Origin of the sequence: Sulfitobacter sediminis (assembly GCF_040811725.1) — a bacterium.
In the GTDB taxonomy this organism is placed as follows: Bacteria; Pseudomonadota; Alphaproteobacteria; order Rhodobacterales; family Rhodobacteraceae; genus Sulfitobacter; species Sulfitobacter sediminis.
The window spans coordinates 1-13505 of sequence record NZ_JBFNXX010000019.1; the positions used below are offsets into that span (position 1 = coordinate 1).

A 13505-nucleotide genomic window follows, 5' to 3' on the forward strand; every position below is an offset into this window, starting at 1 on the left:
GACGACATCATCATGCAGTACCTGGAATTACATTCCGCCAAATGATGCCACCGGCCTCAGCCGGTGTGTCATTCACTGGCCAGTCTACAAACACCCAGAAATTGTTGAGCCCATAGCTTATGCTCAGCTACCTAAGTATTATTGCGTTACGCCTCCTTGTTTGTTTTCAACTGGCATTTTGCGGCTGGGCAAGCAGTTCACAAAGCGCGGCTGCAGAAGGTAGCCTACGTGAAGTAGCCAAGACGTGTTCCCGCATAACAATTGAATCACAAGAGATTTGAGGAAAAGCATAGCTGGAAGAGGCATTAGTTAAAGACCTAAAGATGAGGGCAGCGTCCTCTAAGGGTGTGGATTGGAATTGTCTTATCCAACAATTTGAAGAGCTCGGCCCTAACGCCGAGGTCAAGAAACTTTCTAGGGTCAGGATGCATTGATCTCAGCGCCTGCGCGTGATTCACGCTTCGAAAAACGGAGCGCTGATATGAGTGATCTTTATTGGCTGAGCGACACGCAGATGTCGAAGCTTGAGCCCTTCTTTCCAAAGTCTCACGGCAAGCCCCGTGTGGATGACAAGCGGGTATTGAGCGGCATAATATTCATCAACCGCAATGGCTTACGGTGGCGCGATGCGCCTGCCGTTTATGGCCCGCACAAGACCTTATACAGCCGGTGGAAGCGGTGGAGCGAGAAAGGGATTTTCGCCCGGATGCTTCTGGAACTGGCCGATCAGGGCGGTGAGACTGACACGCTGATGATCGATGCGACACATCTGAAGACGCACCGTACAGCCTCAAGCCTGGGGCTGAAAAAGGGGGGCGCGGTCGCCTGATCGGGCGCACCAAGGGCGGCATGAATTCGAAACTGCACGCGGTTACAGACGCGGCTGGCCGTCCGCTGCGGATGTTTCTGACGGCTGGCCAGCGGAGTGATTACATCGGCGCACGGGCACTGCTGGACGAGCTTCCTCCCGCCGAACATATGCTGGCGGACCGCGGATACGACTCGGACTGGTATCGAGAAGCCCTGGAAGACAAGGGGATCACGCCGTGCATCCCTTCCAGAAAGAGCCGCAAGGTTCCGATCCCCCATGACGAGGCGCTATACCGAAAGCGCCACAAGATCGAGAACAGCTTCGCTCGGCTCAAGGACTGGCGGCGCGTCGCGACACGCTATGACAGGTGCCCAAAGGTCTTTCTGTCAGCATGCGCTCTGGCCGCAGTTGTCATGTTCTGGTTATGAATCCTGACCCTAATGTCGGGAAGAACTCTGATACAGTTTACCATTTCACTCTCGACAGGAGAGATAATCTATTTGCGGTACTGCGCTCATTCGGCCCCGGCGCTTCCAACGGCAAGTTTGTCGCTATTTTTCTCGTCACGAGGTCGCATCAATTAGCACTGGTTAGGAGAGGTGGGGAGATCGAATGGCTGAAATCCGAATAGAGGCAAAGCAGGTAGTTGGGTTTGGAGATCACCTGTACCTAGCTAGCTGTAGGGTGTGCATTTACTGCGCACCTTCTGCGGATTGAGACTGGATGCTGTGCGCAATGATTGCGCACCCTACATTACATAATCTGTCTTACACCCCAAACCCTCTGTAGCCGCAAAGTTAGAATGTCCCACATCTGCAAAGTAGAAGTGTCACCCTCTGCCCTTATGAGAACAGGCAGAGGTGGTTAGCATGGGATGGGTTTTGATGAGCGAGCGCGAGCTGAACCGCATTGAGGTCTCCGCCCTGTCAGGCTGCGCTTGCGTGGCGCTCAAGTGAGACGTTTCTACTTTGCGGAGGGAGGGACATTGCTACTTGGTTGCAACAACCTCACAACCGTCCCGCCGCCAGCCATTCATCCAACTGCCTGCGGCTGATCTCGAAATGCATGCTGTCCTCGCGACGCCAGCTCGCGCCCCAGACCCAGCCCTCGGTGCGAAAGAAATCGGCGAGGATCGTCAGGCCCAGCTGTGTGCGCCCGTCGCCGAGGGTGTCGAGCTTGCCGTCGATGTTCAGATCGACCGCCAGTCCGAAGCTGTGGGTCGACACGCGGTTGAGCGTCCCCCGGATGCGCCGCACGCAGAGCGCGCCGGCGGTGTTGATCCGGGCATAGAGATCCGGGTCGGTGATGCGCACGTTCTCGAAGACCCGCGCGAGGGATTCCAGCGCAGGCTCCAGCATCGTGACGCGGATGGGCCCCACCTGCCGCGTCTGCAGCTTGTCCTTCAGCCGCGGGTTGGTCATCGGCTCGCATCTGTCGCTCAGCTCTTCGCGCGGCAGGCCCAGCTTTTCCACCAGATAGCTGCCGCCCGCGATCTTGAGCCCCTTGTTCACGTTGCCCCGGTCGGCGATCAGCACCACCTGCGCATAGGCGTCGATGATGTCGTTCTGCCCGTTCTGCTGGAAAATCTCGGCCCCGTCGCTGCGCGGCGCGCCCGGGGCCATGCCGGGGATCTGCGGCTGGAACGCCGGGCGCTGGCGCACCTCCTGCCCAAGCGCGGACATGCCTTCGCGGATGTCCTCCATCCGCAGCCGGATATCCTCGACCTGCTGGTTGAGGATCTCGATCTCGATCCGCGCCTGCGAGTCGATCGAGGGGCCGGAGCCGTAGTCGTCGGTGCCCAGGATCATCGGGATCACGTACCACAGGATCGGTGCCAGAATAATGGCAAAGGCCAGGATCAATGCCGGGATCAACTTCATGAAGCAATGCTCTCTCAAATACACGGGCCGGGGCCTATACTCAGCTTAGGACAAAGCCCCGCGCCGCGTCAAAACCGTTGTTAGCCAAGCCCCTGTCGTATAGCGTGGAGTCAGGCCTTTTCATGAATCCAATTTTTGAAAGGAGGAGATATGTTTTTTCCGCGTACCCTCACCGCCGTTGCTGCGGCAACACTGCTGGTTCTGACTGGCCAGATCGCCTCGGCCCAGAACGACATGACAGCTGACCAGATCAAGGATGCTTTCAACAAGCAAAAGACACGCGGCCTTGTGATCGTGCCCTCGACCGAAAGCGTTGCCTCGGACAGCACTGCGACGCAGGCTGAGACCCAGGTCGTCGCAGCTGCCGAAGAATACAGCGCCGTCGATCAGGCCGATCAGGTCAACGTCAAGATCAGCTTTGATTTCGACAGCGCGGCACTGCGCGAGGACGAAAAGCCTAAGCTTGCCGCAATGTGCGAAGCGATGAAGGCTGTGGATGTGGCCGTGTTCCAGATCATCGGGCACACCGACAGCTCTGGTTCTGCCGCCTATAACCAGAACCTGTCCCTGCTGCGTGCGGAAGAGGTCAAGCGTCACCTCATCTCAAGCTGCGGGATCGAAGAGACCCGTCTCAAGGCCATCGGCATGGGCGAAAGCGCGCCTTACGATCCGAATGATCCGCGCAGCGACGCCAACCGCCGGGTCGAATTCCAGGCCCTAGGCTAGGCGAACACGCGCAGGACAGCCTTGGTGACCGGAAAAAGACCATGACAGAGCCCCGCCCCGGCGACGCGTTTCAACCCGGAGACGTTCTGAACAACACCTACCGGATCGAGGCGCTACTGGGCCGTGGCGGCACATCCGACGTCTATCGCGCCCGAAGCGAGATCTCGGGGCGTCTTGTCGCGATTAAAGTCCTCAAGGCCGAATTTGCGAGTAACGAGGATTACCTCGTCCTGATGACGCGCGAGGAGGAAATCCGCGAGATCAGGCACGACGCCATCGTGCGCTACTCCGAGAACCACCGCACGTCCGAGGGGCTGATTTATCTGTTGATGGATTACATCGACGGCCCCGGCCTTGATCGCAAGCTCAAGGAAGGGCCGATGGCGGCGGAGGAATTGCTGACCATCTGCAAGCGTGTGGGCGAAGGGCTTCAGGCCGCGCACAAGCGCAGCATCGTGCACCGGGATCTCTCGCCCGACAACATCATCCTGCGCGACGGCGACCCGGCACAGGCGGTGGTGATCGACTTTGGCATCGCCAAGGACACCAACCCCGGGGCCGAGACCATCGTCGGCAATGAGTTCGCGGGCAAATACGCCTATGCCGCGCCCGAACAGCTCAGCGGGAATACCGATGCGCGGTCGGACATCTATTCGCTAGGCGCGCTTTTGCTGGCGAATTTCCGTGGCAAGCCACCCGATGCCGGGGCCAACCCGATGGAGGTGGTGCAGAAGAAGAAAGAGCGGCTGGATACCTCGGGCGTGCCCGAGCCGCTCAAATCGCTCATCGACCGGATGACCGCACCCGACCCGGAGGACCGCTTCCAGTCGATGACCGACGTGCTGGCGTTCATCGAGAGCGGCGGCGCAGAGGAACCGTTGGACGATGCCACGGTGATCGCCCCGCCGCCCAAGACCGAGAAGGCAGAGGCAACACCGCCACCGCCCGCACCCGTGGCGGCCGCCAAATCCGAGAAACCGAAGGTCCAGCGGGACACGCCCCCTCCCGCGAAGAAGTCCGGAGGCATGTCCGGCGGGCTGATCGCTGCGGGGGTTGCCGTGCTGGCCATTGGCGGCGGCGCCGCGGCGTATTTCGGCGGCCTTCTTGGACCGAGTGGCCCCACCTACCCGGTTGTCAGCCCCTTCTCCCTCGTGGTCGCGGACCCCGAAAACCTGCCTCCCAGCGCCAGCGGTTACGTTCCCGACCCCGAGATCCAAAGCGCCCTCGCTGCGCGGATGACAGAGATGGGCGGCAACGCCAATCTGACACTGGCCTCCGGCGATATCGCGCCGAGCTGGGGCGCGGACGTGATGACCGTCCTCGACGATATCGCGGTGCTGGACGACTGGCAGCTGGCGGTGACGGGCAACCAGGTCGAGGTCACCGGCAGCACGACGGACTCCGCGGTGATTTCAGCCCTGTCTGCGAAGTATCCCGGCAACTGGCCCGGTGGCCTGACGGGCACCATCGACGTGGCGCTGACCTCTCTTTTCCTCAACCCGGCGGACGTGGACAACGTGCTTGTCCAATATGCGGATTGCGGGGCTTTGAGCCAGATCAACGATCCCGGCCCGGTGGGCTATGGCCCGGACGATCCGGTTCTGGTCAAGGGCGCGCTGGCTAGCAATGCCGCGCGCGAGGACCTGCAGTTTCAGCTTGAAGACCTGACCGACGGGCGCAACGTGGTGATGGACATCGAGATCCTGAACCCCGCTCTGTGCGTGGTCGAGAATTACCTGCCCAAGGCATCCGAAGGCGGGATGGAAGTGGCATTTACCGACGGGATCACCGGACAGCCCCATGCCGAGGGTACGTTCAGCGTCGGTGAGAACCCTGTCATCGACGTGATCATCCCTGCCGGGGTCTTTACCGGGTTTTTGTCGGTATCGGTGCTGGATGTCTCGGGCAATGTCTATCACCTGCTGCCCCATCGCGGGCGGCCGGACAATTCCATCTTGACGCTTCGCGACGGGAAGGACGGCGCGGTGCCGGTCCGGGTGGCCTATCCGCTCGACGACAGCCGCCCTGAGGGAAGCATCGCCTTCACGGTTGACGACACTTCGCTTGGCAAGAGCAAGATCCTTGTCATCCATTCGGATGCCCCGCTTTTCCGCCAGATGCGCCCCGGCACGGAATCTTCCGTCGGCTACGCCGAGGCGCTGCGGGACAGGGCCGAGAACAGCGACGGGATCATCCGGTCGATGGACACGCGGATACTGGAAACAACGCAGTAAAGTGCGTGTCCCCGCGGGGACAAGCCGCGCGGCGTCATGGAAATCAATCGCTTGGCGTGATCTTAATCCTTAAGGAGGGATTATCCCGTCAAATGATATCCACGACAGCGGTCGAGATATTGTCGGCCCCGCCGCCTGCCAGCGCGATCTGGATCAGGTGGTCGCAGATCAGCTCGATGGGCTGTGTGGACAGCGCCTGCCTCAGCATCCCGAAGGTCGCATATTTCGTCAACCCGTCCGAGCACAGAAGGAACCGGTCGCCTGGCGCCGTCTCGCCCCTGATCTTGTCGAGATCGAGGGTGTCGCCCACGCCTACGGCGCGGGTGATGGCATTGGATTGGGGATGGCTTTCGGCCTCGTCCCAGGTCATCTGGCCGGATTCGACCAGGGCTGCGACGACGGAATGATCCGTGGTCAGCATCTCGATCTCGCCGTCGCGCAGGCGGTAAAGACGGCTGTCGCCGGCCCAGAGGGCGGCGAAATGGCTGTCGGCCAGGATCAGCCCCACGACGGTCGCCCCGATCACCTCGATCCCGCGGTCATGCGCCTCCTGCCGGATGATCCGGTGCGCCTCCTGAATGGTGTCGCGCAGGGCGGACAGCCTGTCCTTGGGTTCGAGGTCCAGCGGTATGCCCGCCGCCATGTCTGCGATCAGGCGGCTGGCATAGTCGCCTGCCGCGTGTCCGCCCATCCCGTCCGATACCAGCCAGATGTTCAGCTCCGGCAGCGCCAGCACCGCGTCCTCGTTGACTTTGCGCTTGTGTCCGACGTGGGTCTTCACGCTGTAGCGGGTGTGCAGGGTCATGGTACGGGCCTCGCGTCTCCCCACAGCGGGGCATTCAGGTCGAAAAGGGCGCGCGCCTGATGCGCGTCGGGCAGGCCGTCGCAGATCATCATGCGGCGGCTGCCATCTAGAAGGGTGCTCCAGAGACTGGGATGGGCAAAGCCCCCTGCCCCCAGAAGCCCGGCGGCAAGCTCGGGGGCCAGCCCGTCCTCGCGCGCCTGGGTCATCACCAGCGTATTGCCCGCACGCCTGAGCGGGGCATAGCCATGCGGTATCGGTTCTCCGATCCCGGCAAGCGCTCCGGCCAGCCGGTCGCGGTCCATTCCGTCCTCAAGCGAGGCAAGGGCGAGATCTTCGAGCTGTTCAAAGGTCACGTCCTCGACCAGATGGTCGAGTGCGATGGGCCCCTCCCGGTCCACCGCGGCCATCAGCGCCAGCGGAAAGCGCCGCCCGACCCTGTCAACCGAGGGCATCAGCACACCGATGGTCTTGGCAGGCCCGGCGAGACCCGGCGACAGGGCAAAGCGCCAGATCGGCGCGGACATGTACTGATCGTCCCAGCTGGCCCCTCCGGCCTCGGCGGCGCTTACCATTGCGGATTGCAGCCAGTCGTCCCAGGTGCGCACAAATCCGGGCGGTGCGTTCAATTGAAAGAAGTCGCCCAGGGCGGGCATCTTTCCGAAAGCGCCGTACCCCTGTCCCATCAGAACGACTTGGGGCAGCTGAACTTGGACAGCGCGGGCAGCGCGAAGGGGTTGATCACCGACCCGGACTGAAGCTGATAAATCGCGATGCGCCCAGCGACGTTGAAGATCACGCGCGTGCGGTCGGCGACATTTGTGCGCCTGATTTCCGCCGCGTCCAGCAGGCGGAACCACGCCCATGGCCCGTCCTTGGCCAGCTGGCTCTCCGCGTCGCGCAGGTTGGGCTGGAACACCACCCCGGCAAGGCCGACGGTCCCCGGCCAGGTGATCGCCACGGGCGTGTTGTTGGGCCGCCGCGTCTCGAACAGGATGTTCTGCGACCCGATGGTCAGCTGTACCGAGTCCGCCTTGGGGTCCAGCGCCTCGGGCGTGATCTGGAACTGGACCTGCGGCGTGGGTCCCCCGGCAAAGAAGGCATCGCGGATTTCGGCGGCGTATTGCAGCTGTTCCAGGACTGCCGGAGAAATGCCGAGGTCGACATCGTTCACCTGTTTCCATTGCCACGGTCGGGCACCGGTATCGACGAACTTGCTCAGATGGGTCTGAAAGAAGGCGTCGATCATGCCGCCGGGGCCAAAGAGCTTCTGGAAATCTGCCAGTGCCACGTCGGCGCGGGCGCGCCGGTTGAAGGGATAGCGGTTCTCCAGCGCCTGCGTACAGAAAGGCAGTACGTTCGCCTGCCACGCCGCGTTGATCGAAGAGCGCGTGCCATCGGCGGTGATGCCTGAGGACGAACTGGTTATCTGATTGGCCCAGCGCTCCAGTGGCCCGGGAATGCGCGAGGCCATTTGCATGAAGCGCTGCGTTGCTGTGCCGCCTTCGGACGGCTGAGCCGCAACACCGCTGAAGGACATCTTGTTGAGCTCCTGATAGACCTCCTGCAGCGTGCCTATCAGCATGTCTATCTGGCTATCCTGCCCTTCGGGTCGGGCAACGAGTTGGTTGAGCCAGTCAAACCGTTCCTCGACATATGCACCGGGCGCCTTCGGCGGCTCGCCATTGGCCGCGGCCGAATTCCGGAGCGCCTCAAGCAGGATCTCGCCCTGGATGGTCAGGCTCGACCGCGCCTCGATCTCGGCCACGCGGCCCAGACCCTGATTGATCGCCTCGTTGCCCAGAACTGAACGGTCCTCGGTGAGGCGGGTTTCCTTAGCGATTTCAGTCAGGATGTTGACGATCGGGGATGTCGGCCCCGAAAGCACGTTCGTCACCTCGACCGCGTGCGAAAGCGACTCGATCGGGATGATGTCGATGTCGCTCAGAATACCGTCATAGCGCGAGATGAAGTCGTTGTAGTAAAGGTCGAGCACGTCGCGGCTCAGCGCAGTAAGCGCGGCATCCGTCTGTTCGGCGACGCCACGCGGGCCAAGGACCCAGCTTTCGGACTGTATGCGGCGGGCAACGCCGAGTGCCTCGCCCAGAAAGACGTTGTTGAAACCATCGTAGGTAAAGATGCCCTCGACCCCGTCATTGAGCGGTTGGCCGGAAGAACGCACCAGCACACGGGTGACAGCGGGGCCGCCCGCTTCGGTGATGCGCCACTTGGGAAGTGCGGTGGCGGAGGGGCTGTTGATGATGCCGTTGTAGACGCGCTGCGCCAGCGGCATTTCGGAAAGGATCCCTTGCACCTGTTCGACCAGCGGACCGTTGAGTGCGATCTTGGCCATCGGCTGCGACAACAGCGCATCGAGGTGGAAAGCAAGGTCGTCACGCAACTGCTGACGCCCCGGACCGGCGTAGGTGACCGACCAGTCGATGTTCATCCATTCCTTGACCAGCTGCGCGTTCATCGGCCCCTCAAGGCCGAGCATCAGGTAGATCTTGAGCGCTTCATAGAGCAGGTCGGGGTTGTTCACGTTGCCGGTGATCTGCTCTTCGAGCCGGAGCAGCAGCCGTGGCAAAAGGCGCTGGTTAAGCGCGGCGCGATAGGTCTGGGCGGCCTGCGTGCCGATCACCTCGCCCTGGTAGAGGCCGTAGGTCAGCCGCCGTTCCGGGTCGGGATCACCGGCTGCGGGGTTTGTCGGCATGTCGCGCAGGATGTTCAACGCATCGACCACGGGGGGCAGATCGGTATCGCCCACCGGGTTGCCGGGCAGAGTCGAGGCAAGCTGCTGATAGCTGTCCACATAAGTTGCGGCATTGGCGATCAGGTCTTGGTTACCAAGATAGCTACGGGTAAAGAGCGCCCCGGTGGTCAGCGCGAAAACAACCGTCGCGGCAATTGCCGCGCGCTTGGTCCAGCGGTAGCGGCGCTCGACCTTGTCATCGGCCGAGACAAGCCCCGCCTCCGGGAAAATTACGCCTTCGAAAAGCCGGGTGAGGAAATAGGACCGCCCCTGCCCCTGCCCCGTGCCGATGGCCTGCCGCCCGATGCCAAAGGTGCGCGCCATGCCCAGCATCAGCCGGTCGATGGGCGTGCCTTCCTGCGTGCCGGAGGTGAAATAGATGCCGCGCAGCATGTGGCGGTGTTCGTAACGGTTTTCCTGAAACACTTCGGTCAGGAAGTCGCGCGCCACCTTGCGCATGGCGGCAACCTGGCCGGGAAAGCCCGCGATCATCGAGCGGCGCTGCGGATCGGTCTCGGTTTGCATCCGTTCGAGCGATTGCGCGTTGAGCTGACCGAGCAGCAGCGCGAATTCGCTGTCGAAGGCGGCAACGGGCGAGGCTTCGTCCTTGCTCACGTCGAGCGGCAGGGTAAAGCCCCAGACCTGTTCGCGGTCTTCCTTGCCAAGGTTGTCGAAGAATTCGGTAAATCCGGCGATCAGGTCGGCCTTGGTAAACAGGACATAGACCGGAAAGCGCACGCCCAGTTTCTCGCGGAATTCGTTCAGGCGGCGGCGCACGGCCTTGGCGTGGCTGGCCTGTGTCACCTCGTCCTGCATCAGCAGGTCCGACAGCGAGATGGCGATCATCGCGCCGTTGATGGGCTGGCGCTTGCGGTATTTCTTCAGAAGCCCGAGAAAGCCCAGCCAGCCGGCGTTGTCCGTCTCCGCATCGCTCTCCTGCGTGGTATAGCGGCCGGCGGTATCTATCAGCACGGCGTTGTTCGTGAACCACCAGTCGCAATTGCGCGTGCCCCCTACCCCGCCGATGGCAGTCTTGCCCATGGTGTCGGCCAGCGGGAATTGCAGACCGGAATTCACGATTGCCGTCGTCTTGCCCGCGCCGGGCGGGCCGATCATCACGTACCACGGCAATTCGTTGAGGTGCTTGCGCCCGTTCTTGGATTTGCGCAGCTCGGCCATGGCGGTCTTGAGCTTGGTGCGCAGCTCGGCCATTTCCTCGCTGGTGACATCGTCGCCGTCATCGACCGTTTCGGCGATTTCCTCGGTCATCGCCTTTTCCTTGCGGCGTCGCCGCAGGAAGATGAAGAGCATCAGCCCGAAAAAGAAGAACCAGATGCCGCCGATAAAGATCGAGCGGGACATGATGCTGTCGAAGGGCCGCCATGTCTCGCCACCGATGAAGGTGGCGAGGAACCAGACGGCTACCGAAAGCGTGATCGCGGCCAGAAGCAGAATCGAATAGATCGACTTGAAGAAGAACCGCAGGATACGGCGTGCCATCATTGGTCGGACTCCTGTACGAGCAGAACCTCGATCCGGCGGTTCTTGGCCCGGCCTTCACGGGTGCTGTTGTCTGCGATCGGTTCCTTCTCCGCCCTGCCCTCTGCGCTGAGGCGCTCCGGGTCTTTCAGAGTTCTGGCCATCGAGGCCATGACCGATTTCGCCCGCGCGAGGCTGAGGTGCATGTTCGATGGGAAGCGCGACGACTTGATCGGAACGTTGTCGGAATGGCCGGTGATGATCACCGGGCCCGGTTCGTCATTCAGCGCATTGGCCACGCGCGAGATGGGTTCGACGAAGGCGTCCACCAGCTGATCCGAACCCGAGCCAAACATGCCCGATCCCGCAATGCGGATGACAAGCGTGTTGCCCTGCTGGAACACGCTGACGATTCCCTCGTCAATCTCGGGCTGCAGGAAGGAGACGACCTTTTGCAGGCGCACCTCCTCTGCCGGGGCGGGCGGTGCGGGCGGGGGTGGCGGCGCGCGGCGCTGAAGCTGCGCGACAGGGCCGCTGTCGATCACCGAGAGCTGGCCGATCAGCCGCTCGGTATGGGTGCCGAGCAGATAGGAGAGACCCGAGAACTGGAGCGCGAGCAATGCGGCGGCGGCCGCGACGGCAATCCAGACGAGACGCCAGGCCGAAAGCGCCTGGAAGGGTTTGTCCTCGCCCTCCCAATGGGGAGAGAGATCACGCTCCACATCGCCGCGCTGGCCGCGGATGATCCGGGCCAATCCGGCGCGGATCTGCAAGTGCTTGTCCGGGCCGCCCTGTTCGACGCGCAACCGTCCCTCGAAGCCGAGCGAGAGGCACATGTAGATGAATTCCAGCACATCGAGGTTGTTCGTCGGTTCCTTTTCCAGCCGTGCCAGCAGGTCGTAGAACCGGTCGCCGCCCACCGTTTCGCGGTGGAAGGTGCCGACCATGGACTGCAGGCCCCAGCTTGATTGTCCGCCCCAGGGCGTGTTCAGGACCACGTCGTCGAGCGTCGCGCAAAGCGCGTAGCGCGCGATCTTGACGGTCTGCGCCGGGATGCCCGCCTGCAGCGCGTGGTTCTCGAAGGCGCGGACCTCGGCCACCACCGACGAGCGCAGCTTGTCGGGGTCCATGTGCTGGGCGCGGTTTCGGATGCGCGAGATCAGCGAGAAGAGAGGTGCGGCGCAGGCGGTGAGCTGGTTCATGCCCGTGAGCACCATCTCCACCTCCTGCGGGCCGTCCTTGCGGGCGGCGCGGGGTGCGGCGGAGGTCGGGATGCCCACCGCATCCATCTTCGGTGCCTCCATCGGCTCGACCGGGGCCTGGGGCTGCGCGGGCGCGTCTGCGGCGGTGGATGCTGCCGCAGACGTGCGACGGCCGCCCGGGTTGGGGCGGATCACCGTCTTGTCTGTGTCATCGGGTTCTGCAAACGGGTCTTCGTCTGACACGGGCACCCCCCTTTCCTAAATCCCTACGTGTTGCGGATCGCCCAAAGCTCCATGTTCAGGCCGGGATACTGGCCCGAGACATGTACTGCGATCCCCCCCGATGTGGTCATCTTGCCCCAATAAGGGCTGTCGGAGGCGAGTTCGAAATAGACGACGCCCGCGTGATAGGGTATCTGGCGCGGCGCGACAGGCAGCGGCCGCAGCGCGATCCCCGGCAGGGCTGAATTGACAAGCTGGCGGATTTCCTCGACCGGGCCGATCTTGGCCTGCCCGGCGAAGTGGCGGCGCACGTCCTCGGCGGGAATATCGGCCTGCACGGCCAGCACGAAACCGGCGGTGCTGATGAGCTTGCGGTCGGCGATGACGCCGACGCTGACGCCGTATTTCCGCGCCTCGAGCGGGATCGAGATGGCGGTCTGTTCCAGAACCGAGCTGAGGTATTGCCGCAGGGTGCGGATGACTGGCGCGAAAGTCAGCGACAGGTTGTCGTGCTTGTAGGCGGGAAACTCCGGCGGCTCCTTGTTCGTGGTCATGAAGACCGACAACTCGCCCGCGAGCGCGACACAATGGCGATAGGCGTCCTCGGGGTGCAGGTTTTCCACCGTGCTCAGGTGGCGGAAAACCGGGATGTTGCGGTTGATCACCGTGAGCAGCAGAAAATCCGAAACCTCCGCCACCGCCTTGGCCGCACCTCCTTCGGAGAGACGCCCGGCCAGCGCCGTCATGCGGTGCGACAGGAGCCCCTCGATCTCGCGCACGAAGCCTTCCAGCGGGGTGGCGGCGCGCACGTCGATGCAGGAGGGGATGAAGCTGCGGTCGAGGATGATCTCTTTGTCCGGCCTCACCTCGATGATGCGGGCGATGGGGATGGCTAGCAGGTCGGACATGTCATCGACGGCCAGGGCGAATTGCAGGCGCATCTTGCCGACGCCGATGGTCACCGGCTTCTGGTCCTTGCCCATGGTGTCGGTGATCTCGATCTCGGAGAGGCGCAGGCGGCTGACGGATTGTTCGGCCCCGGTGAGATCGACCTCAACCGCGCCCTGCCGGCGCTGCGGTACGGTCAGGTAGACGACGCAATCCTTGATGGTCTCCGGCACTTCGAGGGCCGGGGGGTGGTCGTCGGTCTGGGGCACGCGGAAGACCATGCCGTCGTGGGTGAGACCCGCGCAGGACTTCAGCGCGAACTGGCCGACCTTCAGCGTCTCCTCGTCGATCTCGAGCGCGTTCACGCCCCAGCCATAGGGACGGATACGCCGCGCAAGACCGGCGACCAGCGCTTCCTTGTGGCGGTCGGCCTGCTGGAAATGTTGAGGCTGCAGAAACAGCCCCTCCGTCCAAAGCACTTTACTGTCCCAGGACACGCAATACTCCCC

Annotated in this window: 9 protein-coding genes; 3 read left to right on the plus strand and 6 right to left on the minus strand. The window is 62.7% G+C overall.

Going from position 1 to position 13505, the window contains the following annotated elements:
- Positions 1-481: 481 nt before the first annotated feature.
- Positions 482-1239 (plus strand): IS5 family transposase gene (locus tag AB2B41_RS18880; RefSeq protein WP_367879413.1). Its coding sequence is split into 2 segments (ribosomal slippage): positions 482-800 and positions 800-1239, totalling 759 coding nucleotides; the frame shifts between segments, so codons are not numbered across the junction.
- Between the two features lie 579 nt (positions 1240-1818).
- Here AB2B41_RS18880 and AB2B41_RS18885 read toward each other — a convergent pair.
- Complete coding sequence (locus AB2B41_RS18885) at positions 1819-2691, minus strand: M15 family metallopeptidase (RefSeq protein WP_367879381.1); 873 nt, start codon at positions 2689-2691, stop codon at positions 1819-1821.
- 150 nt (positions 2692-2841) lie between these two features.
- Here AB2B41_RS18885 and AB2B41_RS18890 point away from each other — a divergent pair, with 150 nt between their 5' ends.
- Entirely contained in the window at positions 2842-3417 is a 576-nt protein-coding gene (locus AB2B41_RS18890; protein WP_367879382.1) for an OmpA family protein, read from the plus strand.
- A 41-nt stretch (positions 3418-3458) separates the two neighbouring features.
- Positions 3459-5651, plus strand: coding sequence for a serine/threonine-protein kinase (locus AB2B41_RS18895; RefSeq protein ID WP_367879383.1), 2193 nt, complete (start codon positions 3459-3461; stop codon positions 5649-5651).
- Between the two features lie 88 nt (positions 5652-5739).
- Here AB2B41_RS18895 and AB2B41_RS18900 read toward each other — a convergent pair whose 3' ends face one another.
- From AB2B41_RS18900 to tssK, 5 genes are read right to left on the minus strand one after another with little or no spacing between them, the layout of a single operon-like run.
- Positions 5740-6456, minus strand: coding sequence for a PP2C family protein-serine/threonine phosphatase (locus AB2B41_RS18900; RefSeq protein WP_367879384.1), 717 nt, complete (start codon positions 6454-6456; stop codon positions 5740-5742).
- The gene (gene tagF / locus AB2B41_RS18905; RefSeq protein WP_367879385.1) at positions 6453-7139 is read right to left on the minus strand and encodes a type VI secretion system-associated protein TagF; all 687 of its coding nucleotides are present in this window, start codon (positions 7137-7139) and stop codon (positions 6453-6455) included. The genes AB2B41_RS18900 and tagF overlap by 4 nt, the downstream gene beginning before the upstream one ends.
- The gene (gene tssM / locus AB2B41_RS18910) at positions 7139-10705 is read right to left on the minus strand and encodes a type VI secretion system membrane subunit TssM (RefSeq protein WP_367879414.1); all 3567 of its coding nucleotides are present in this window, start codon (positions 10703-10705) and stop codon (positions 7139-7141) included. The genes tagF and tssM overlap by 1 nt, the downstream gene beginning before the upstream one ends.
- On the minus strand, positions 10705-12129 hold the full coding sequence (tssL, locus tag AB2B41_RS18915; RefSeq protein WP_367879386.1) for a type VI secretion system protein TssL, long form: 1425 nt from the start codon (positions 12127-12129) through the stop codon (positions 10705-10707). The genes tssM and tssL overlap by 1 nt, the downstream gene beginning before the upstream one ends.
- Before the next feature lie 23 nt (positions 12130-12152).
- On the minus strand, positions 12153-13493 hold the full coding sequence (gene tssK / locus AB2B41_RS18920) for a type VI secretion system baseplate subunit TssK (RefSeq protein WP_367879387.1): 1341 nt from the start codon (positions 13491-13493) through the stop codon (positions 12153-12155).
- Positions 13494-13505 lie beyond the last annotated feature (12 nt).

What these genes read in the sequence shown, in the direction of transcription:
- AB2B41_RS18885 (WP_367879381.1), bottom strand. Translation starts at nt 2,691, where the DNA reads ATGAAGTTGATCCCGGCATTGATCCTGGCCTTTGCCATTATTCTGGCA.
- AB2B41_RS18890 (WP_367879382.1), top strand. Translation starts at nt 2,842, where the DNA reads ATGTTTTTTCCGCGTACCCTCACCGCCGTTGCTGCGGCAACACTGCTG.
- AB2B41_RS18895 (WP_367879383.1), top strand. Translation starts at nt 3,459, where the DNA reads ATGACAGAGCCCCGCCCCGGCGACGCGTTTCAACCCGGAGACGTTCTG.
- AB2B41_RS18900 (WP_367879384.1), bottom strand. Translation starts at nt 6,456, where the DNA reads ATGACCCTGCACACCCGCTACAGCGTGAAGACCCACGTCGGACACAAG.
- tagF (WP_367879385.1), bottom strand. Translation starts at nt 7,139, where the DNA reads ATGGGACAGGGGTACGGCGCTTTCGGAAAGATGCCCGCCCTGGGCGAC.
- tssM (WP_367879414.1), bottom strand. Translation starts at nt 10,705, where the DNA reads ATGGCACGCCGTATCCTGCGGTTCTTCTTCAAGTCGATCTATTCGATT.